We start from the raw sequence: 20,017 nt of genomic DNA, 5'->3' as shown, positions 1-20,017 counted from the left end.
TACATTGAGAGCGGGGACATCGGCACCGCAGGAACGAGATCACTTCCGTCTGCCCAGACTATTGGATGCGAGGCCGAGGTTCGCGCAAAGCCCGGCATGGAAGACGATCTGCGCAAGGCTACGCTCCCGCTCGTGGCGCAGGTTCGCAACGAGCCCCACAACCTGATCTACTTCCTGCACGAGGATCGTACCGCGCCCGGCCATTTCATCTTCTACGAGATCTTCGCCACCGAGGCGGATTTCCAGGCGCGCAACGCGACGCCGCACGTGCAAGCCTGAGTTCGCGCGCCTGCCCGAACTCGCAGAAGGCGGTGTCGCGGTCACGCATATGCAGATGCTCTCCGAAGCAAAGCGAGACCGACAAAGCATCGATTGGGCAGGAAAACGGGACCCGCTCTCCTGCCCACAGAGCAGATTTGGCGCAGACTCACTGTCTGTTTTCCATTCGGCGCGGTCATTCGAAAAGGTGGAATCCTCAGGGCCGCCGCGCGCCACAACGCGGCCTGCGTCCTCCCGGCAGGCGCGCGCTGAGGGACTTTGGCGCATTGAGCTCAACTGGCGTGGGGCGACCGTTCTATCGATCGCCAAGCTTGCAGCCGGCCACCTGGAATGCTAGTGCACTTGTATACAAGAAGACGTTATCAAAATGATCCAGGGTGGAAATGGAGCCTATTGCCGTCAGCGTCGCGCGGCCGCACGCGCTCAGCCTGGTTTCAGGCTCGCGGCCGAATCCCGGACCGGGTGAAGTGAAGCTGCGTGTCCGTCGCGCCGGAATCTGCGGCTCCGACATGCATATTCTCCACGGCTCCAATCCCTTTGCCCGCTATCCCCGTATCATCGGCCATGAATTCGCCGGCGAGGTCACCGCGATCGGCGAAGGCGTCTCGGCGCTCGCGATCGGCGACCATGTCGTCGCCGACCCGGTCGTCTCCTGCGGCCATTGCTATCCCTGCCGCCGCGGCCGGCCCAATGTTTGCGCCACGCTCGAGGTCATCGGCGTCCATCGCGACGGCGGCTTCAGCAGCGAGGCGATCCTGCCGGCGAAGAACGCGGTGAAGGTTTCGCGCGACCTGTCATTTGCCGTGGCAGCCCTGGCCGAGCCGCTTTCGGTCGCCGCCAACGTGCTGACCGCGACGGGCTGCGACGCCGAGGACACCGTGCTGGTCTATGGCGCGGGTACGGTCGGCATCACGGTGCTGCAGGTCGCCAAGCTGAAGGGCGCCCGCTGCATCGTCGTCGATATCGACGAAGCCCGGCTGGAGCGTGCCAAGAGCTTCGGCGCCGATCTCACCATCCACTCCCCTTCCCGCTCCGTCCCCGAAGCCGTGAAAGCGGAAATGGACGGCCTCGGCCCTTCGGTGGTGATCGACGGCGCCGGCATCCCGGCCTTGCTTGAGGAAGCCTGCCGGGTCGCCAGCCCCGCCGGCCGCATCGGACTGCTCGGCTTTTCACCGGCCCCCTGCAATGTCAGCCAGCAGGAAATCGTCCGGAAGGAGCTGTCGCTCTTCGGCTCGCGCCTGAACCGGAGGCTCATTCCGGAGGTCGTGACCTGGCTGGAGAGCGGCCGCCTCGATCCGGCGGCCATGATCACACAGACCTTCGCCGCACGCGATGCGCGCGCGGCCTTCGATTTCGTCGAGACGCATCCCGATCGCCTGCTCAAGGTCCAGCTCGCCTTCGACGAATAAACCCGGCCTGACCGGGCCCCGCTTACAGGAAAGGGAGAGAAACAATGTTGTCCAAGCGCGGAATCATGAAGTCGCTTTGCGGTATCGCGGCGGTGGGGCTGTTCGGCATGGCCACGCTCGCCTCCGCACAGGCGCAGAACGCCCCCGGCATTCTCCAGAGCATCCTCCAGCGCGGCACGATCCGCATCGCGGTCCTCGGCAGCCTGCCGCCCTATAGCCGTGTGATGCCCAATGGCGAGCCGGAAGGCTACGATATCGACATCGCCAAGCGGCTCGCCGAGGCGCTGAAGGTCAAGCCGGAATTCATCATCTCGGACATCCCGGCGCGCGTCACCGCCCTGCAGACCCGCAAGGCGGACGTCACGATCGCGGACTTCACCCGCAACGTCGAGCGCTCGACCTCGATCGCCTTCACCAACCCCTATCTCGTCACCACGATGCGCCTGCTCCTGCCGGCGAACAGCCCCTACAAGACCATCGCCGAGGCCAACGAGGCCGGCATCCGCGTCGCGATCTCGCGCGGCGGCACCGCCGAGCGCGCCGTCCCGGCCAATATGCCGAAGGCCCAGATCATCCGCTTCAACACCCAGGCCGACGAGCTTAACGCCGTGTTGACCGGGCAGGCCGACGCGATGGCCGAGGACAATTTCTACAACGGCAACGCGATCAAGGAGAACCCGGGCAAGCTGCGCGAGGCCGAGGGCGACCTGGCCCGCGCCGAAATCGCCATCGGCCTGCCGGCCGGCGACGCGGACTGGCTGCGCGTGCTCAACCTCTTCGTCGATCAGTTCAATGCGTCGGGCGACAACAAGAAGCTGTTCCAGAAGTGGTTCGGCTTCGAGCAGCCGCCGATCCAGGCGAAGTACTGAGTTCGCACATGCGGCGACGCCCTCACGGGCGTCGCTCTTCCGCCGCGGAGTGCATCGGCGCCAGTTGAGCCGATGCCGGACAGGAAGGCCTGATCGGTGCCTTATTATTTCTCGTTTCGCAGCATCTATCCCTATCTCGGCGATCTCGCTGCCGCAGCTCAGGCGACGCTGCTGCTCTCCGTGCTCGCGATCGTGCTGAGCGTCGCCATCGGCTCCGGGGTCGCGCTGATGCGCCGCTCGGATTCGCGCCTCCTGCGCTTTACAGGCGGCCTCTATGTCGAGGTGATGCGCAACACGCCGCTGCTGGTCATCCTCTACATCGTCTATTTCGCGCTGCCGCAGCTCGGCCTGCGCATGTCGCCCTTCAATTCCGCGCTGATCGGGCTGACGCTGAACAGCGCCGGCTATATGGCCGAGATCATTCGCGCCGGCCTCGTCGCCGTGCCGCCCGGCCAGTTCGAGGCCGCCGCCTCGCAAGGCTTCACGCGCGTTCAGCTCTACCGCCATATCGTGCTGCCGCAGGTCTTCCGCACCATCTACGCCCCGCTCGGCAACCAGTTCATCGCCGTCATCCTCGCGTCCTCGCTGGCCTCGGCCGTCGCGGTCGAAGAGGTCGCGTCCTGGATGCAGACGGTCGGCTCCTCCTCCTTCCGCTTCTTCGAGACCTTCGTCATCGCAGCGGTGGTCTATCTCGTGCTCTGCCAGATCGTGAACCTCGGACGCATCGCCATCGGGCGCTGGCTGTTCCGCCAGCCGGAGGCCTATCGATGAGCGCACAACTGCTCACCTACATGCCGCTGCTGCTGAAGGCGGCGCTCGTCACCATCTGGCTGTCCTGGCTCGCGCTGCTGATCGGCGCGGTCGGCGGCACGCTGATCGCGCTTGCCAGGATGTCCACCTTCCTGCCGCTGCGGCTGCTGGCTCTGCTGTTCACCGAGTTCTTCCGCTCGATCCCGATCCTGATCGTGCTGTTCTTCGTGTTCTTCGGCATGCCGCTGGTCTTCGGGATCGATCTGTCTCCGTTCACCGCTACGACCGTCGCTCTGGCGCTCCATGCCAGCTCGACCATGTCCGAGGTCATCCGGGCCGGGCTCGAAAGCGTCGGCAAGGGCCAGTGGGAAGCCGCGCGGGCCGCGGGCATGACCTATTGGCAGATGATGCGCCACGTCATCGTGCCTCAGGCGCTGCGTGTCATCCTGCCGCCCTCGGTCGGCGTCTATATCGCGACGCTGAAGGAATCCTCGCTCGCCTCGATCATCGGCTATGTCGAGCTGACCAAGACCGGCCTCCTGATCCGCGAGACCATGGGCTCGAGCTTCGTGCCGCTGCTCCTGCTGGCGCTGATCTACTTCCTCATCAATTACGGCATCTCGCTCGGCGGGGCTGCGCTCGAACGGCGCTTCCACGTCAACACCCGCCTCATGACGGCCGGAGCAGGACAATGACCGACACCGTTCTCAAGTTCGACCATGTCGTGAAGCGCTTTGGGGACAGGACGATCCTCGACGGCGTCTCGACCACCGTGCAGGCCGGCGAGATCGTCTGCTTCATCGGCCCCTCCGGCACCGGCAAGTCGACGCTCCTGCGCTGCGTCAACGGCCTCGAGACCATCGAGGGCGGCAACATCCTCTTCGAGGGCAAGGCCGTGCAAGCCAAGCAGCGCAGCATCATCGACGTGCGCCGCCGCATCGGCATGATCTTCCAGCACTTCAATCTCTACCCGCATCTGACGGCGCTGGAGAACGTCATGCTGGCTCCAGTCGTCGTCCATGGCGAGGACCGCAAGACCGTCGAGGAACGGGCGCGAGGCCTGTTCGAGAAGGTCCGGCTGTCGCACCGCATCAACGCCTATCCGGCGCAGATGTCCGGCGGCGAGCAGCAGCGCGTCGCGATCGCCCGCGCGCTCGCGACCAACCCGCATATCCTGCTCTTCGACGAGCCGACCTCGGCGCTCGACCCCGAGACCGTCGGCGAAGTGCTGGCCGTGATGCGCGATCTCGCCGTGGAAGGCCGGACCATGCTGGTCGTGACGCACGAGATCCGCTTCGCAGCCGATGTCGGCACGCGCATGGTCTTCCTGGACGGCGGCAAGATCGTCGAGGAAGGCAACCCGCGCGAGATGCTGGCGGCCCCCAAGAGCGAGCGCGCCAAGCGCTTCCTCAGCACCATCAGCAACGCCGCGCATTGACGCCCGATGGTCGTGGTCCCGAAAGCCGAGAGCCGCTGGACCGTCACCCAGGTCTATGACGACCTGAGCGGGCGCATCCTCACGGGCCAGTTGCGGCCGGGAGAGGCGCTGTCCGAGATCAAGATGGCGGCGCATTACGGCTTGAGCCGGACCCCGGTCCGCCAGGCCTTTCACCGCCTTTCCGTCGAGGGCTTGCTTTCCATCGTCCCTCAGGTCGGCAGCTTCGTCGCGCCGATCCAGCTATCGGCCGTTCGCGATGCGCAATTCGTGCGGCAAACCGTGGAATGCCGCGCCGTGCACAGCGCCGCCCTCGCTACGGGCCACGAGAAGGAGCGTGTGCTGAACGGTTTGCTCAAGGAGCAGGCCAGGATCATCACGCGCCGCGACCATTATGGGTTCTTCAGCTCCGATGAGGATCTGCATCGAGCGCTCATGCTGATCGCCGGGCATCCGCATGTCTGGGATTTCATTCTCTCGATGAAAACCCAGCTCGACCGCCTGCGCTATCTCTCGCTGGAGAGCCAGGAATGGCTCGAAATGATCTTCCACCAGCATGAGCAGCTGGTGAAATGCGTGCTCTCGCATGATGCCGATGGAGCCGTGGCGTTGATGGAGACCCATCTGCACAGCGCCTCGCTGGCGCTCGAAAAGATCGCCGTCGAGCACGCCGAATTCTTCGAGGATACGCCGCCCCAGCCCGGCGGCACGCCGCCGAAATCCCCTTGAACAGGCCTATCTGAGAAAGCGCGAGACCATGGAACAGACCTGGCGGTGGTGGGGCCCCAACGACATCATCCCCCTCGATCACATCCGGCAGACGGGCGCGACCGGGCTGGTGACGGCCCTGCACGAGGTGCCGGCCGGCGAGGTCTGGACGCGCGAGCAGATCCGTGCCCGCTTCGATGCCATTGCGGCCAGGCCCGAGCTTGGCCTGCGCTGGAGCGTCGTCGAGAGCCTCTGGATCCATGAGAAGATCAAGCTGGCGGAGGATGATGTCGAGCCGCTCTACGAGCGTTTCCGCCAGTCGATGGTGAACCTCGCCGAGGCCGGCGTCCACATCATCTGCTACAATTTCATGCCGGTGCTCGACTGGGCCCGGACCGTGCTGCGTCACAAGCTGCCGAGCGGCGCCATGGCCCTGCGCTTCAACGCGCATGAGTTCGCGGCCTTCGATTGCTTCATGCTTCGGCGCGAGGGTGCGGAGGCCGACGTCTCGCCCGAAGTGCTGGCCCGCGCCAAGGAATGGTACGACGCCTCGACGCAAGCCGACCGCGACCGCCTGCTCGCCACGATCATGGCCGGCTTGCCGGGCGCCTATGACCGCTACGACATCGAGGGTCTGCGCGTCATGCTGAAACGCTATCACGGCATCGGCCGCGAACAGCTCCGCGACAACCTGATCCGCTTCCTCAAGGCGATCATCCCGACCGCCGAAAAGGTCGGCATCCGCATGGCGATCCACCCGGACGATCCGCCTCGTTCTCTGCTGGGCCTGCCGCGCATCGCCGGCTCGATGGAAGATTTCGAGGCGATCCTCAGCGCGGTCGACAGCCCTTCCAACGGCCTGACCTTCTGCACCGGTTCGCTCGGCGCCAATCCGAAGAACGATCCCGTCGCGATCGCCGAGCGCTTCGCCGATCGAATCCATTTCGCCCATCTGCGCAACGTCGCCAACGATCCCGACGGTTCGTTCATGGAAGCCGATCATCTCGGCGGCGATACCAACATGGTCGCGGTCATCCGGGTCCTGCTGCGCGAGCAGGCCCGGCGCAAGGCTGCCGGACAGGCCGACTGGCGCATCCCCTTCCGGTCCGACCACGGCCACGAACTGCTCGACGATATCGGCAAGCCGACCTTCCCGGGTTACCCCGCGATCGGCCGCATGCGCGGCCTGGCCGAGCTGCGCGGCGTGATGACGGCGCTGGCCGACGAGCACGGGTGGCCGCTGTGAGCGCGAGCGGGAAGATCCTTGCCGGCAAGACCGCCTGGGTAACGGGGGCCGCCGGCGGCATCGGGGAGGCCACGGCGCTTGCCCTGAGCCGCGCCGGCGCAACGGTCGCGCTGACCGGCCGGCGCGCGGAGCCGCTGGAGCAGCTTGCCGCGCGCATCGCGGGCGAAGGCGGGGAGGCGATCGTCGCCCCCGCCGACGTGGCCGATGTCGCGGCCATCGAGCAGGCGCTCGCGCTCCTCGCCGGCCGCTCGCTGGACATCCTCGTCAGCAACGCCGGCACGAACATTCCCGACCGTTCCTGGTCCAAGCTGACGCCGGATTCGGTCGACCTGCTGCTCGACGCCAATCTACGCGGCGCGCTGCAGCTCTCGCGGGCCGTGCTGCCGGTGATGCAGGCGCAGGGCGGCGGCGTCCTCATCCATATCGGCTCGCTGGCGGCGCATGTCCTCAGCGCCGGCCCCGGCCCGGTCTACACGGCCGCCAAGAGCGGTGTCGTCGCCATGAGCCATGCGATCAATATCGAGCACGGCGTGCACGGCATCCGCTCCTGCGTACTCTCGCCGGGCGATACGCTGACGCCGTTGATGGACAAGCGGCCGGTCAAGATGAGCGATGAGGTGCGAGCCCGGATGCTTCGCCCCGAGGACATCGCCGGCCTCGTGCTGCACGTCGCGACACTGCCGCCGCATGTCTGCGTCAACGAGATCATCGTGACGCCGACATCGCTCGTCTGACAGCCAAACATGAGGTCAGAGGCGAGCACCAAGGCTCCGAGCAGGATCGCGCCCGTCACCCAGTCGAGTAATCCGGCCGAGGGCGGCCGTCGGGCTCAAGAAGAACGGCGCCTTCAAACTGTAGCGTGCCCACAGCCCACAAAGGTAGCCGACGCCGGACAGGCTGAGCGCTATCGCTAAAACTCCAGCGAGCAGAGCAGCGACAAAACCGCCACCGCCACTCGAGAGGAACGGCAGGACAGACAGTGCTGCCAGGCCGCGAACGAAACTCATCTTCGCGGAGAAGCTGGTTCTCGGCGCCGTGAAATGGCACTCTGCCCGCCATGCGCATCCTGCTGATCGAGGACAATCGCGAGCTCGCCGACTGGCTCTCCCGCCTGCTGCGCAAGAGCCGGTATGTCGTCGATGCGGTCTATGACGGCGCGGATGCGGATGCCGCGCTGGCGACGCAGCTCTACGATCTGATCATCCTCGATATCGGACTGCCCAACATGACCGGCCTGGAGCTGCTGCGGCGCTTCCGGCAGCGGCGCGGACTCACTCCCGTGATCATCCTGACCGCCAATGACGCGGTTTCGAGCCGGGTGGCCGGGCTCGACGCCGGAGCCGACGACTATCTGGTCAAGCCTTTCGATCCGCAGGAGCTCGAAGCCCGTATCCGGGCCCAGCTACGCCGCAAGCAGGACAGCCGCGTTCCTCACCCCGCTTTCGGGCCTCTGGTCCTGGAAACCGAGAGCCGCCAGTTCAAGCTCGAAAGCACTCCGCTGGATCTGACGGCGCGGGAGTACAGCGTTCTCGAAGCCCTCCTGCTGGCGTCGGGGCGCGTGGTCTCGAAAGCGGCCCTGACCGAAACGGTCTTCGGTCTCAACGACGACGCGACCGACAATGCGATCGAGATCTACGTCCACCGCGTCCGGAAAAAGCTGGGCGATGGCCCGATTGCGATCGGCACCTTGCGCGGGCTCGGCTATGCGTTGAGAAAGACTGCCGGCTAGAGCCGGAAATCCGAAGCGGCGACGCGTCTAGACAGTGAGAGCAGGGTTCTTGCGAAAAGCCAGTTCCCCCTTTTTCGCATCCGGCTCGAGGAGCCTGCGCGCCGAGCTGCTGGGCTGGCTGCTGCTGCCTCTGGCCGGTATCGTCGTCTACAACGGCTGGACGGCACAGCGCAGCGCCGAAACCGTGGCCAATCTGATCACCGATCGCATGCTGCTGGCCTCGGCGCGCGTGATCGCCGAGCAGGTTCGCGAAACCGACGGGCGCGTCGAAGCGCTGATCCCGCCTTCGGCGCTGGAAATGTTCGCCTCGCCGGATCGCGACAGGGTGATCTATCGGGTGCTGTCGCCCACGGGACAGCTGATCGCCGGATTTCCGGATATCGAGATGCCGCCTCAGCCGCCGCGCGATCTCCAGCCCGTCTTCTACAATGCGCGTTTCCGCGTCGACGACATCCGGGGCGTGGCTCTCGCACAGCCGGTGATCTCGGAAACCGCCGGGGGCAACGCGCTCGTCATCGTCGCCGCGACGTTGAACGGGCGTGACCGGCTGGTCCGGGAGCTCTGGCTGAGGTCGCTGCGCGACCAGGCGATCCTCGTCTGCATCGCCGCCCTGCTGGCGCTGCTGGGGCTCCGCAGCGGCCTTGCGCCGCTCCTGCGGGTCCGCAATGCCCTGCAGTCGCGCGATCCCGGCTCCCTGCAACCCTTGCGGCGGGAGGATGTGCAGACCGAGCTGCAGCCGCTGATCGATGCGCTCAACCAGGCCTTTGCGCGCGTGCAACGCTACATCGATTTGCAGCGGCGCTTCGTGGCCGATGCCTCGCATCAGTTGCGCACGCCGCTCGCCGTGCTCAAGACGCAGGCCGCGACCGGGCTGCGCGAGGAGACCTCCGCGGGCAAGAGCGACGCGCTGGCCGCGATCGACGGCGGCATCGACGCCATGGGCCGCCTCGTCAATCAGTTGCTGACGCTGGCGCGCGCGGAGCCCGGTGGAGCCGCCTTGCGCAAGGAACGGATCGATCTCGCCGCCATCGCGCGCGCGGCTTTGGAGAGCCTGGCCGGCATCGCTTTCGACCGGGGCGTGGATCTTTCCTTCGAGGACAAGGTCGGTACCCTCCCTCTGGCCGGCCACAGCACGCTGCTGCGGGAGCTCGTGGTCAATCTGGTCGAGAACGCGCTTCGCCACGGGCCCTCCGGGGGCGCCGTGCGCGTGACGCTCGACCGGCAGGGCACGCAGGCCCTGCTGATCGTCGAGGACGAGGGGCCGGGCATTCCCGAGGCGGAGCGGGAACGCGTCTTCGAGCGCTTCCACCGGCTCGCTCCGGCGACGGTCGAAGGAACAGGGCTTGGACTCGCGATCGTTCGCGAGATCGTCGCGGCCCATGGCGGGACGATCTCGCTTTCCGACAGATCCGGCGGACCGGGACTGCGCGTCCTGGTCGAACTGCCCGTGGCGGACCGAGATGGCACGCCACGGGAGGAGCCTCACTGAGTGTCGTGAAGGGGCGCCGGGCGCCAGGTCGCCAGCCGGTTCTCGACCAGTGTCATCAGATATTCCGCCGCCAGCGCCACGATCATGATGACCACGATCGCCGCATACATGCCGGCCGCATCGAAGGTGCCCTTGGCGATGTTGATGAGCAGCCCGATGCCGTGGCGGGAGCCGACGAACTCACCCACGATCGCGCCGATGATCGCGAAGCCGAAGCTCACATGCAGCGATGCGAAGATCCAGCTCATGGCCGAGGGGATCACCACCGAACGGGTGAGCTGCCACCCCTTCGCGCCCAGGATCTGGGCATTGGCCATCAGGTTGCGGTCCGCCTCGCGCACGCCCTGGAAGGCATTGGCGAAGACGACGAAGAACACCATCACGAAGGCCAGCGCCACCTTGGAAGCGAGGCCGAGCCCGAAGATCATGATGAAGATCGGCGCCAGGACGACGCGCGGGACGGAGTTGATCAGCTTGATGTAGATCGAGAAGATGTCGGAGAGCATCCGGTTGCGGCCGAGCGCGATGCCGACGACGATGCCCGTCACCGAGCCGAGCGCGAAGCCGACCAGCGCCTCCTCCATCGTCACCCAGAGATGGAGCCAGAGCGGGCCTTCCGAGGTGCCGTTGACCACCCAGTCGACCAGCCGTTCCCAGATCGCGCTCGGGCGCGAGAAGAAGAACTCGTCGATGATGCCGAGCCGGGCGCCCGCTTCCCAGCCGCCGAGCAGGACGAAGAGGATCACCCAGCGCCAGAACAGGACCGTCCGGCGGCGGTTGCGGGCGGCCTTGGCGGCGGCCGCCTCGATTTCGGCATCCGACGTGCCGGGCCGGAAGGTCGTGTCGGCTGTAAGGGCTATATCGGTCATGATCGATCTCCTCAGGCAGCCACGGCTTCGTCGCGGGCGGCGCCACGCTCGACCTCGTCGCGCAGATCGTCCCAGATCGTGCGCGAGAGGGCGATGAAGTCCTCCTGGTAGCGGATCTCGGCGACCACGCGCGGGCGCGGCAGCGCCACCGGATAGACCGACTTCACGGTCGCGGGGCCGGCGGTGAGCACATAGACCTTGTCGGCCAACGCGATGGCTTCCTCGAGATCATGCGTCACGAAGATCACGGAGGCCTTCGCCTCGGACCACAATCCGAGCAGCACGTCGTGCATGATCACCCGCGTCTGCACGTCGAGCGCGGAAAAGGGCTCGTCCATCAGCAGGATCTGCGGCTCGTTGATGAAGGTCTGCGCCAGCGAGACGCGCTTGCGCATGCCTCCGGAAAGCTGGTGCGGGTACTTGCTCTCATGGCCGCTCAGATGGACCCGCGCCAGCCATTCGCGGGCCTTCGCATAGGCCTCCTCGCGCGGCTTGCCGCGGAAGAGCGGGCCGGCCACGACGTTGTCGATGACGCTGCGCCAGGGAAAGAGCGCGTCCGTCTGGAAGGCGAAGCCGATCCGGGGATCGATGCCGTCGACCGGGCCGCCGAAGAGCCGGACTTCGCCGCTCGACGGCCTGGCGAGGCCGGTGACGAGGTTGAGCGTCGTCGATTTGCCGCAGCCGGTCGGGCCGACCACTGCGACGAACTCGCCGCGGGCGACGCTCATGTTGAAGTCGCGGATGGCCGTCATCGACTTGCCGTCCGGAGTCAGGAAGCGGCGGCTGACATTGATCAGCTCGACCGCCGGGCTTGCGCTCGCCTCGATTGCAGGCATGGGGCCTCCTTCGCCGCGAAAGCGGCGGGACAGGGATGGGCTGAACGGAAGCGGGCGGAGCAGAGCCACCGCCCGCGGAGAGGTCGGCTGCGAGACCCGCCTTACTTGGCGTTCTTCACGAACTCGGTCGTGTAGGTCTTCGACAGGTCGATCTGCTTGCCCTTGATGTTCTTCGAGAAGCCGGAGAGCACAGCCAGCACCGTCTCCGGGCCACCCTGCGGCATGACGCCGTCGGTGGTGAACATCGCCTTGCCGTCGGCCAGAGCCTTCACATAGGCCTCCTTGTTGCCGACGTAATAGTCCTTCGGCATCTTGTCGGCGATCTCTTCGGCGCTGTGGGTACCGATGTATTTCAGCGTCTTGACGAAGGCATTCGCCAGCTTCTGCACGATGGGCTTGTTCTTCTCGACCCAGGCCGTCGTCATGTAGAGCGAAGCGGCGGGATAGGTGCCCCCCAGAGCCGCCTTGGTCTGCTCGACCGTGCGCATGTCGACGAGGATGCGCGCTTCTCCGGTCGAGAGCAGGCGCGAGATCGTCGGCTCGGTCGTCATGCCCGCCTGGATCTTGTCCTGCTGCATCGCGGCGATGAAGGTGGCGCCGGCGCCGACCGGGACGGAGGTGAAGTCTCCGAGCTGCACGCCCGACTTCATCATCAGATACTGCGTCAGGAAATTGGTCGACGAGCCGAGCCCGGTGACGCCGAGGTTCTTGCCCTTCAGATCGGCCATCGATTTGACGTCCGGATATTTCGACGAAACCAGCTCGACCTCGCCCGGCGCCTGACTGAACTGCACCACGGACATCACGAACTTGCCCTTGGACTGCAGGTCGACGCAATGGTCGTAGAAGCCGACCACGCCCTGGACCACGCCGGCCAGCATCTCGTTCTCGGCATCGACGCCGGCCGCCTCGTTGAGGAGCTCGACCTCGAGGCCCTCATCCTTGAAATAACCGAGACTCTCGGCGAGCTTGGCCGGCAGGTAGATCTGCTTCTCATAGCCGCCGACCATGATGGTCACCTTGTCGGCGGCCAGCGCCGCGGTCGACGCGGCGAAAAGCGAAGCGAAAGCAATCGAGCGGATGAGAGTCTGCGCGCGCATAAGGCTACTCCTTGTTCGTTTCCTCGTCCGGAAGCGCTTCTCTTGAGTGGAAGCTCTCCGACCATGCATCGGCTTCCTAGGCCGCCAAGCTTTCACCAACCTTTCAGCCTCGCCCGCCCACGGCACCGGCTTCCTTGCACGCGATGCAGCCGGAAGCTCCGCGGCTTGTGGCGCGAGCCGGTCAATAAAGGGCATCCCCAGCCCAAACATAACAGCGTCGGCTAAAACCTATAACTTGGTATGGCTCGCCCTATTCCTTGACCCAATCGACCGAAAAACGGGCTCCCAATAGCGTCTCCGGTGCCGTGAGCAGAGCGGCGTCATAAGGAGACAGTCATGAGCCTGGACATCGCCTCACGCCCCAGCAAGACAGGACCCGAGGAGCTCGTTCCATCGCGCTATGCGGTGCAGATCGGCGATATCGAGGTGCTGATCATCAGCGATGGCGTATTGCCGCTTCCGACGAAGATGCTGGGTCACAACGTCGCCGCGACCGAGCGGGCGACCTGGCTGAACGAGATGTTCCTGCCGCAGGACGCGTTCGACTGGTCGCTGAACGTGGTCGTGGTCCGCAGCGGCAACCAGACTATTCTCGTCGATGCGGGATTGGGGCTGGACCCGGACCTGAACCTGCCGAAGGCAGGGCAATTGATCAAGCGACTTGCGGCCGCCGGCATCGACCTCGCATCGGTCACCGATGTCGTGCTGACGCATATGCATATGGACCATGTCGGCGGGCTGCTCGTCGAAGGGGTGAAGGACCAGCTGCGTCCGGACCTGCGCATCCATGTCGCCGCCGCCGAGGTCAAGTTCTGGGAAGCGCCGGACTTCAGCCAAGTCAACATGCCCGAGGGCTTCCCGGATGCGCTCCGCGCCGCCGCCAAGCGGTTCGCGCAGGAATATCGGAGCCATCTGCGGCTGTTCGACGAGGAGCACGAAGTCGCGCCAGGCGTGATCGTCCGCCGAACCGGCGGCCACACCCCCGGCCACAGCGTGGTCCGCCTGGCGTCCGGCGGTGATCGGCTGACCTTCGCCGGCGATGCCGTCTTCACCGTCGGTTTCGACCACCCCGATTGGCACAATGGCTTCGAGCACGATCCCGAGGAGGCGGCCCGTGTCCGTGTCCGCCTTTTGACGGAGCTTGCGGCGTCCGGCGAACAGCTGGTGGCGACCCACCTGCCGTTCCCGTCCGTCGGCCGGGTGGCCGTCGACGGCGACGCCTTCCGCTGGGTCCCGGCTTTCTGGGACTACTGACACCTGGCCTTTCGCGCCGGCAGTGCCGTTCGCCCGCGAATTGGTGAACGGCGCGCCGCACGAATGCCGCGAGAACGGAGACAGCAGATGAAAATCGTGATCATCGGCGGGACCGGCCTGATCGGTTCCAAGACTGCGGTGCGCCTGCGCCAGAAAGGGCATGAGGTCGTTGCCGCCTCGCCGAATACCGGCGTCAACACGATCACGGGCGAAGGTCTGGCGGAGGCGCTGAACGACGCTGCCGTGGTGATCGACCTCGCGAACTCGCCGTCCTTCGAGGACAAAGCCGTGCTCGAATTCTTCGAGACCTCGGGCAAAAACCTGATGGCGGCGGAGAAGAAGGCCGGCGTGAAGCACCATGTCGCGCTCTCCATCGTCGGCACCGACCGGCTGTCGGAGAGCGGTTATCTTCGTGCCAAGGTGGCGCAGGAAGCGATCATCCGCCAAGCCGGCATCCCGTATACGATCCTGCGGTCCACGCAGTTCATGGAGTTCCTCGGCGGCATAGCCCAGGCAGGAACCGTCGGCGGGAGCACCCATCTGTCGACGGGTAATCTGCAGCCGATCGCCTCCGACGACGTCGCCGATTTCGTGGCGGAGGCGGCGCTGGCGGCGCCGGCCGATAGCATCATCGAAATCGCCGGCCCCGAGCGCGCGCGCCTCTGCGATTTCGTCGCGCGCTACCTCAAGGCGATCGGGGATTCGCGCACCGTCGTCCCCGACCCGGATGCCCGCTATTTCGGGACCAGGCTGGAGGCCGGTTCGCTCGTCTCCGACAACAATCCCCGCATCGGCCGCATCGATTTCGACCGCTGGTTCGCGACCGCTCCCCGGAAATAGCGGCTCATCACAATCCATCACGAAAGGACGATCGACATGGCCAGATCATGGGCGTGCGTTGTTGCGTTGACGGCTCTCCTGTCGGCCTCGGCGATGGCGCATGACACGCCCGGCGGCGGCGAAGGCGCAAAGGTTACGCTGGTCTACGACCACAAGCTGCCGAACGTGCCGGGCAAGAGCATGAGGGGCGTTCTCGTCGAATATGCTCCGGGCGGTTTCTCGGAGGGCCACACGCACCCGACATCGGCCTTCATCTACGCGACCGTGCTGGAAGGGGCGATCCGCAGCCAGGTCAATGATGGCCCGGTCACAGTCTACAAGGCCGGCGAAAGCTTTTCGGAGCTGCCGGGCGACCGCCACGGCGTCAGCGAGAACGCCAGCAAGACGCATCCGGCCAAGCTGCTGGCCGTCTTCGTCGTCGACACCGCCCAGCAGGAACTGACCTTCCCGCTCAAGAAGTAGAGGAGCAAGCCGGGTTTCGGCCCCGCACAGCCCTTCTCCAGCCTGGACGATCGTGATCGGGGCCCTTCATGTTCGGCGATGACCACACCCTCCCACTGGTTCTGATCAACGTCCTGGGAATTGCCGGTATCGTCATCTGGCACATTCAGGGCTGCGACCGGCCGACCGGTCGCCTGATCGTCCAGATCCTGTTCTTCGCCGGCATGAGCCTCGTGCTCTACATGGGCGGCATCGCTCCGCACCAGTCCGACGACGTCTATGCCGAGGGGTTGACCGCGCTGCTCTCCAAATCCGCCAGGATCCTCTGGTGGACCCATCTCGCCTGGACGATCATCGGCTTCATCCACATCTATGTCAGGCTCAACCGCAAGCCGCAGGAAGCGCATCTGATCCTGGATATGGCCGTCGCCGCCATCTATCTCGGCGTGGCACTGTCGGTGATGGGCTTCGTCTTCGGCCTGCCGATCGCCACGCTGGTGACGACCTCGGGCGTCGTCGCGCTGATCCTCGGCCTGGCCTTGCAGAATACGCTCGGCGACGTTTTTTCCGGCATCGCGCTGACGCTCGGCAAGGCCTATGCCATCGGCGACTGGGTGCAATTGAGCGACGGCACCGCGGGGCGCGTCACCGAAACCAACTGGCGCTCCACCAATCTGCTGACGGGCCTGAACAACATCGTCGTGCTGCCGAACAGCCTGCTGGCCAAGCAGAGCCTGACCAGCCTGAGCCGTCCCGACGAGTCCCATCTCATCACATTGGGCGTCCGCTTTACCGCCGGGCAAAGGCCGCGCATCGTCGAGGACGCCATGCGATCCGTGCTGGAAGCCAGTACCCGGATCGTCAAGGAGCCCCCGCCGGCCGTAGCGCTGAAGGGGATCGACGCGGCAGCCATCGAGGTAGAACTGCAGTTCCGCGTCGCGAGCCTCGCGACAGGGACCTCCGCCAGGAACGAGATCATCGACCTCATCCATGATCGTTGCGAAGCACAAGGCCTTTCGCTGGCCGAGCCCGCCTAGGCTCCTCTCTTCCCGGCTCGAGCTCCCGGCAAGTCATGGATTTCCATAAGTGCGGCTGCGGCCTCCCAGCGCTAGCTTCAGGTGAGTTTGTCAGTCGCGACTTCGAGGACTGGTGCTAGACGAAGCTGTGACGGTTTCCAGGCATGCCGTCTCCGAAAGGAGCAGCCGATCATGATAGCAGCGCTTCGTCGAACGCCGGCGGCGTTGATGGTCGTCACATTGGCTGTCGGCCTCGCGGCATGCTGGTCGACCGGGACACTCTTCGGCGTCCTGGCGCCGCTCGGTGCTCTGTTTCTCTATGCGCGGGGATATTGGCTCCTGCCGCTCTGGATCGGGCTGCTGATCGCCTTCGCCGCGTCGGCGTTGGTTGCCCTGCTCTACCCGGGCGCGATCCGGGACGCCGCGCTTTCGCTCGGGGCATTTGTCGCGGTCGCCGCTTGTATCGGCCTGCTCCTTTGGTCAGACCCGTCCCGGAGCGGCAGGTGGCCCGCAGCGGCGCAGCGACGAGAGCCTGGACAGCAGGACGGTCTCGGGCCTGTTTCCGAGCACAGCGCGATCCATCCGGATGACCGGCCTGCGATTGCGCAGGCCGCTGCCTACGCGTTCTGGACGGGCGTGCCACAAGTGACGAGCTATCGGCTGCGTCAGCCGGACGGCAGCTATCACTGGACCGAATTGCGCGCCGAGCCGGGCTATGGCGTCAGCGTCGATGTCGACGCGATGGTGTCCAGACCGGACGACCGCTGGACCGTCGCGGAATCCCTCGGCGCGACCGTGGAGGCGGTCAAGGCGGCCAAGGTGATCGAAAGCCTGCACGGCAAGGCCTGGGCCTTCGATGCGATGGGCAAGTTCACCTATGTCACGCCGGCCGCCCAGGTCGCGATCGACATGGCCCTCGAGGATCTCAATCGCCGCCTCGGCGAACGCGAATTCATCGACGGCGGCGAAGCCGGGTGGATGCGCGGTGTCCATCCCGACGATGTCGACAGGGCCGCCTCGACCTTGCGCCATTGTCTGAAGACGGGCGAGCCATGGAACATCGAGTACCGGATGCTGCGCGCGACGGGCCAGTATGTCTGGCACCGCATCTCGGCGCGGCCGACACGGGATGATGAAGGCCGCATCACGGGCTGGTTCGGCACCTCGATCGATATCGACGTCTACAAGAAGACGGAGGCCGCCCTGCGGGCCAGGGAACAGCATCTCGAGCAGTTGATCGACACGGTTCCGGCCATGATCTGGAGCATGACGGGGGCAGGCCATCCCGTCTATCTCAACAGGCGGATGATGGAAGTGACCGGCGCCACGACCGAGACCGTTACGGCGCCGGATGGGTCACTCACGCTCAAGAAGATGATCCATCCCGATTTCCTGGATCTGGCGGAGCGGACCTTCGCCAAATCCGTCATGACCGGCGTGCCCTACGCCATCAAATACCTTCAGCGTCGGGCCGATGGCAGCTATCGCTGGACCGAAACGCGGGCGGAGGCGCTGCGCGACGAAGCGGGCAAGATCATTCGCTGGTACGGCGTTTCCGTCGACATCCACGATCTGATCACCACGCAGACGGAGCTGCATCTCCGCAAGCAGGAATTGACCCGGCTCGTCGATCTGGTGCCGAGCTTCCTTTGGCGCTTGACCCCGGCCGGAGCACCGAATTTCTTCAACCGCCGCTTCATCGATTTCCTGGGCCTTGACGAAGGCAACCATGAACAGTCCCAGACGGAGCAATATGCGGCGGCGCTGAAGGCCGCGCTCCATCCGGACGATGCCGGTCGCGTTTGGGCCGAGCTCCACGATTGCCTGAACAGCGGCCGGCCTTTCGCGATGCGCTATCGCTTGCGCCGCCACGACGGCGTCTATCGCTGGATGGATGGGCGCGCCGAGCCACTCCTGGACGAGGATGGCAGCATCATCCAGTGGCACGGCCTGTCCCACGACATCGACGATCAGCTGCGGGTGGAGGATGCTCTCCGGGAGAGCGAGCAATCGCTGCGCCAACTCGTCGAGACGCTGCCCGCCCTCATCTACTGCGCCGCACCGAACGGGGACCCGATCTATCGCAGCGAGAAGCTGCGGGAATTCCTCGGGTTCGGGCTGGGAGACAAGGATGAGGACGGCAGCACACGCCTGGCCGGCACCCTCGAAGCCATCATCCACCCGGACGATCTCCCCGACGTCAAGGAGAGGTATGGTCGCTCGCTGGCGACGGGCTCTCCCTACGCGATGAAGCATCGCCTGCGACGGGCGGATGGCGCGTTTCGCTGGGTCGAGACGCGAACCGCGCCGATGCGCAATGTCGAGGGCGAGATCGTTCAATGGAACGGCATCTGCTTCGAGATCGAAGATCAGGTGCGTGCGCAGGAAGCGCTGACATTGACGCAGGAGCGCCTCGCACGCGCGGCACAGGCCGCGAGCCTGGCGGAACTCTCTGCGTCGATCGCCCACGAGGTCAACCAGCCGCTCGCGGCCGTGGTCGCCAACTCGCATGCCTGCCAACGCTGGCTGACCTCCGACCCTCCCAATCTCGAGCGGGCGCAGAAGACCGTCGAGCGCATCATACGCGACGCAAATTCCGCAGCCGACGTCGTCGGCAGGGTCCGTGCCCTGTTCAGGCAAACGGTCGAAGCGCGAAGCCTGTGCCAGCTCGACACGATTCTTTACGAAGCCCGCGACCTGATGTCGGAAGAAGCGACCCGGCGGCGCATTCGCATCGAGATCAATGTCGAGGCCGGGCTTCCGCCGTTGGCGCTGGATCGGATCCAGATCCAGCAGGTTCTCGTCAACCTGATCCGCAACGGCATGGAGGCGATGGAATCCGCGCAGCGCGGAGCGCTCCACATCCAGACCATGCGCTCTGGCGCGTTCGTCCGGACCGAGGTCCGGGACATGGGCGAGGGAATCGGCGCTCCGGACAAGGTCTTCGAACCGTTCTTCTCGACCAAATCCAATGGAATGGGCATGGGGCTGGCGATCTCGCGCACCATCGTCGAAGCCCATGGCGGGCGCCTATGGGCCGAGAACAATGAGGATGGCGGGGCGACATTCCTCTTCACCCTGCCTGTCGAAGCGAAAGCGGACCATGACCGCTGACGGCACCATCGTGTTCGTCGTTGACGACGACGAGGCTCTGCGCGAAGCGCTGGGTGAGCTGCTGGCGGCAAACGGCGTCGAATCCGCCCTGTTCCGATCGGCCGGCGATTACATCGCTGCGGACAAGCCCGATCTTCCCGCCTGCCTCATTCTCGATGTCGAGCTTCCCGACATCAACGGCCTCGAACTGCAGCGGCTGATCGCGCGCGATGACCATCCGCCCATCGTGTTCATTACCGGGCATGGCGACATTCCGTCATCGGTCCGCGCCATCAAGCATGGCGCCATCGATTTCCTGACCAAGCCGTTCAGCGATACGGCGCTTCTGGGGGCGATCCGCTCGGCGATCGCGCAGGACCGGGAAACGAAGGCGAAACGCGCCGAGCTCGCCCTGCTCCGAAGGCGCTACCAGGAGCTGTCTCCGCGGGAGCGGGAGGTCCTTCCTCTCGTAGTGAGCGGGCTCCTCAACAAGCAGGCTGCGGCCGAACTCGGCATCAGCGAAGTCACCCTGCAGATCCATAGAAGAAACGTCATGCAGAAAATGGCCGCGTCATCGCTGGCCGACCTGGTGCGAATTGCGGAGCGGTTGGAAATTCCGATCCAGCATTCGCGCCGGACGGGAGGAGTCTGAGT

20 protein-coding genes are annotated in these 20,017 nt (G+C 65.5%); 17 read left to right on the top strand and 3 right to left on the bottom strand.

Annotated features, from left to right (window positions below; translation table 11 throughout):
- Positions 1 to 96: 96 nt before the first annotated feature.
- The 11 genes from GY40_RS28265 to GY40_RS14380 all read left to right on the top strand — a co-directional run bounded on the left by GY40_RS28265 (position 97) and on the right by GY40_RS14380 (position 9,914).
- Complete coding sequence (locus tag GY40_RS28265; protein WP_051988036.1) at positions 97 to 279, top strand: putative quinol monooxygenase; 183 nt, start codon at positions 97 to 99, stop codon at positions 277 to 279.
- 383 nt (positions 280 to 662) lie between these two features.
- The gene (locus GY40_RS14425; protein WP_038363333.1) at positions 663 to 1,688 is read left to right on the top strand and encodes a Zn-dependent oxidoreductase; all 1,026 of its coding nucleotides are present in this window, start codon (positions 663 to 665) and stop codon (positions 1,686 to 1,688) included.
- A 44-nt stretch (positions 1,689 to 1,732) separates the two neighbouring features.
- The gene (locus GY40_RS14420; RefSeq protein WP_038363331.1) at positions 1,733 to 2,557 is read left to right on the top strand and encodes a transporter substrate-binding domain-containing protein; all 825 of its coding nucleotides are present in this window, start codon (positions 1,733 to 1,735) and stop codon (positions 2,555 to 2,557) included.
- 96 nt (positions 2,558 to 2,653) lie between these two features.
- Positions 2,654 to 3,328: an amino acid ABC transporter permease gene (locus tag GY40_RS14415; RefSeq protein ID WP_038363328.1), complete on the top strand. Its 675-nt coding sequence runs from the start codon at positions 2,654 to 2,656 to the stop codon at positions 3,326 to 3,328.
- The gene (locus tag GY40_RS14410; RefSeq protein ID WP_038363325.1) at positions 3,325 to 4,002 is read left to right on the top strand and encodes an amino acid ABC transporter permease; all 678 of its coding nucleotides are present in this window, start codon (positions 3,325 to 3,327) and stop codon (positions 4,000 to 4,002) included. The genes GY40_RS14415 and GY40_RS14410 overlap by 4 nt, the downstream gene beginning before the upstream one ends.
- Positions 3,999 to 4,745, top strand: coding sequence for an amino acid ABC transporter ATP-binding protein (locus GY40_RS14405; RefSeq protein WP_038363322.1), 747 nt, complete (start codon positions 3,999 to 4,001; stop codon positions 4,743 to 4,745). Before GY40_RS14410 ends, GY40_RS14405 begins: the two co-directional genes overlap by 4 nt.
- A 6-nt stretch (positions 4,746 to 4,751) precedes the next feature.
- Positions 4,752 to 5,471: a GntR family transcriptional regulator gene (locus tag GY40_RS14400; RefSeq protein ID WP_051988035.1), complete on the top strand. Its 720-nt coding sequence runs from the start codon at positions 4,752 to 4,754 to the stop codon at positions 5,469 to 5,471.
- Positions 5,472 to 5,499: 28 nt separating this feature from the next.
- Positions 5,500 to 6,696 carry a mannonate dehydratase gene (gene uxuA / locus GY40_RS14395; protein WP_038363319.1) on the top strand — a complete coding sequence of 399 codons (1,197 nt, stop codon included), beginning with the start codon at positions 5,500 to 5,502 and terminating at the stop codon, positions 6,694 to 6,696.
- Complete coding sequence (locus GY40_RS14390) at positions 6,684 to 7,430, top strand: SDR family oxidoreductase (RefSeq protein WP_248311170.1); 747 nt, start codon at positions 6,684 to 6,686, stop codon at positions 7,428 to 7,430. Before uxuA ends, GY40_RS14390 begins: the two co-directional genes overlap by 13 nt.
- Before the next feature lie 323 nt (positions 7,431 to 7,753).
- Positions 7,754 to 8,425: a response regulator transcription factor gene (locus GY40_RS14385; protein ID WP_038363316.1), complete on the top strand. Its 672-nt coding sequence runs from the start codon at positions 7,754 to 7,756 to the stop codon at positions 8,423 to 8,425.
- 49 nt (positions 8,426 to 8,474) lie between these two features.
- The gene (locus GY40_RS14380; RefSeq protein WP_051988032.1) at positions 8,475 to 9,914 is read left to right on the top strand and encodes a sensor histidine kinase; all 1,440 of its coding nucleotides are present in this window, start codon (positions 8,475 to 8,477) and stop codon (positions 9,912 to 9,914) included.
- Here GY40_RS14380 and GY40_RS14375 read toward each other — a convergent pair.
- From GY40_RS14375 to GY40_RS14365, 3 genes are all read right to left on the bottom strand, one after another.
- Positions 9,908 to 10,783 carry an ABC transporter permease gene (locus tag GY40_RS14375; RefSeq protein WP_038363314.1) on the bottom strand — a complete coding sequence of 292 codons (876 nt, stop codon included), beginning with the start codon at positions 10,781 to 10,783 and terminating at the stop codon, positions 9,908 to 9,910. The genes GY40_RS14380 and GY40_RS14375 overlap by 7 nt on opposite strands.
- 11 nt (positions 10,784 to 10,794) lie before the next feature.
- Positions 10,795 to 11,619 carry an ABC transporter ATP-binding protein gene (locus tag GY40_RS14370; protein WP_038363313.1) on the bottom strand — a complete coding sequence of 275 codons (825 nt, stop codon included), beginning with the start codon at positions 11,617 to 11,619 and terminating at the stop codon, positions 10,795 to 10,797.
- 101 nt (positions 11,620 to 11,720) lie between these two features.
- Positions 11,721 to 12,719, bottom strand: a complete 999-nt coding sequence (locus GY40_RS14365; protein ID WP_038363311.1) for an ABC transporter substrate-binding protein — start codon at positions 12,717 to 12,719, stop codon at positions 11,721 to 11,723.
- A gap of 336 nt (positions 12,720 to 13,055) precedes the next feature.
- On the opposite strand from GY40_RS14365, the gene GY40_RS14360 reads away from it, so the two are divergent.
- The 6 genes from GY40_RS14360 to GY40_RS14335 all read left to right on the top strand — a co-directional run bounded on the left by GY40_RS14360 (position 13,056) and on the right by GY40_RS14335 (position 20,015).
- Positions 13,056 to 13,973 (top strand): MBL fold metallo-hydrolase, encoded by a 918-nt coding sequence (locus GY40_RS14360; RefSeq protein WP_038363309.1) that lies wholly within the window; start codon positions 13,056 to 13,058, stop codon positions 13,971 to 13,973.
- A gap of 87 nt (positions 13,974 to 14,060) precedes the next feature.
- Positions 14,061 to 14,813: an SDR family oxidoreductase gene (locus GY40_RS14355; RefSeq protein ID WP_038363307.1), complete on the top strand. Its 753-nt coding sequence runs from the start codon at positions 14,061 to 14,063 to the stop codon at positions 14,811 to 14,813.
- A 36-nt stretch (positions 14,814 to 14,849) separates the two neighbouring features.
- A complete protein-coding gene (locus tag GY40_RS14350; protein ID WP_038363305.1) occupies positions 14,850 to 15,275 on the top strand; it encodes a cupin domain-containing protein in 426 nt (141 codons plus the stop codon).
- A gap of 68 nt (positions 15,276 to 15,343) precedes the next feature.
- Positions 15,344 to 16,291: a mechanosensitive ion channel family protein gene (locus GY40_RS14345; RefSeq protein WP_038364225.1), complete on the top strand. Its 948-nt coding sequence runs from the start codon at positions 15,344 to 15,346 to the stop codon at positions 16,289 to 16,291.
- A 171-nt stretch (positions 16,292 to 16,462) separates the two neighbouring features.
- Positions 16,463 to 19,384 carry a PAS domain-containing protein gene (locus GY40_RS14340; RefSeq protein ID WP_081925395.1) on the top strand — a complete coding sequence of 974 codons (2,922 nt, stop codon included), beginning with the start codon at positions 16,463 to 16,465 and terminating at the stop codon, positions 19,382 to 19,384.
- Positions 19,374 to 20,015 carry a response regulator transcription factor gene (locus GY40_RS14335; RefSeq protein WP_038363301.1) on the top strand — a complete coding sequence of 214 codons (642 nt, stop codon included), beginning with the start codon at positions 19,374 to 19,376 and terminating at the stop codon, positions 20,013 to 20,015. Before GY40_RS14340 ends, GY40_RS14335 begins: the two co-directional genes overlap by 11 nt.
- Positions 20,016 to 20,017 lie beyond the last annotated feature (2 nt).

The organism is Allobosea sp. UNC402CLCol (genome assembly GCF_000745475.1).
GTDB lineage: Bacteria > Pseudomonadota > Alphaproteobacteria > Rhizobiales > Beijerinckiaceae > Allobosea > Allobosea spartocytisi.
This window is presented reverse-complemented; position numbering and strand designations above follow the sequence as displayed.

Excerpts from the sequence above, each read along its gene's own strand:
- uxuA (WP_038363319.1), top strand. The coding sequence starts at position 5,500 with ATGGAACAGACCTGGCGGTGGTGGGGCCCCAACGACATCATCCCCCTC.
- GY40_RS14410 (WP_038363325.1), top strand. The coding sequence starts at position 3,325 with ATGAGCGCACAACTGCTCACCTACATGCCGCTGCTGCTGAAGGCGGCG.
- GY40_RS14350 (WP_038363305.1), top strand. The coding sequence starts at position 14,850 with ATGGCCAGATCATGGGCGTGCGTTGTTGCGTTGACGGCTCTCCTGTCG.
- GY40_RS14345 (WP_038364225.1), top strand. The coding sequence starts at position 15,344 with ATGTTCGGCGATGACCACACCCTCCCACTGGTTCTGATCAACGTCCTG.
- GY40_RS14425 (WP_038363333.1), top strand. The coding sequence starts at position 663 with ATGGAGCCTATTGCCGTCAGCGTCGCGCGGCCGCACGCGCTCAGCCTG.
- GY40_RS14420 (WP_038363331.1), top strand. The coding sequence starts at position 1,733 with ATGTTGTCCAAGCGCGGAATCATGAAGTCGCTTTGCGGTATCGCGGCG.
- GY40_RS14355 (WP_038363307.1), top strand. The coding sequence starts at position 14,061 with ATGAAAATCGTGATCATCGGCGGGACCGGCCTGATCGGTTCCAAGACT.
- GY40_RS14365 (WP_038363311.1), bottom strand. The coding sequence starts at position 12,719 with ATGCGCGCGCAGACTCTCATCCGCTCGATTGCTTTCGCTTCGCTTTTC.
- GY40_RS14360 (WP_038363309.1), top strand. The coding sequence starts at position 13,056 with ATGAGCCTGGACATCGCCTCACGCCCCAGCAAGACAGGACCCGAGGAG.
- GY40_RS14400 (WP_051988035.1), top strand. The coding sequence starts at position 4,752 with ATGGTCGTGGTCCCGAAAGCCGAGAGCCGCTGGACCGTCACCCAGGTC.
- GY40_RS14370 (WP_038363313.1), bottom strand. The coding sequence starts at position 11,619 with ATGCCTGCAATCGAGGCGAGCGCAAGCCCGGCGGTCGAGCTGATCAAT.
- GY40_RS28265 (WP_051988036.1), top strand. The coding sequence starts at position 97 with ATGGAAGACGATCTGCGCAAGGCTACGCTCCCGCTCGTGGCGCAGGTT.
- GY40_RS14385 (WP_038363316.1), top strand. The coding sequence starts at position 7,754 with ATGCGCATCCTGCTGATCGAGGACAATCGCGAGCTCGCCGACTGGCTC.
- GY40_RS14335 (WP_038363301.1), top strand. The coding sequence starts at position 19,374 with ATGACCGCTGACGGCACCATCGTGTTCGTCGTTGACGACGACGAGGCT.
- GY40_RS14405 (WP_038363322.1), top strand. The coding sequence starts at position 3,999 with ATGACCGACACCGTTCTCAAGTTCGACCATGTCGTGAAGCGCTTTGGG.
- GY40_RS14340 (WP_081925395.1), top strand. The coding sequence starts at position 16,463 with ATGATAGCAGCGCTTCGTCGAACGCCGGCGGCGTTGATGGTCGTCACA.
- GY40_RS14375 (WP_038363314.1), bottom strand. The coding sequence starts at position 10,783 with ATGACCGATATAGCCCTTACAGCCGACACGACCTTCCGGCCCGGCACG.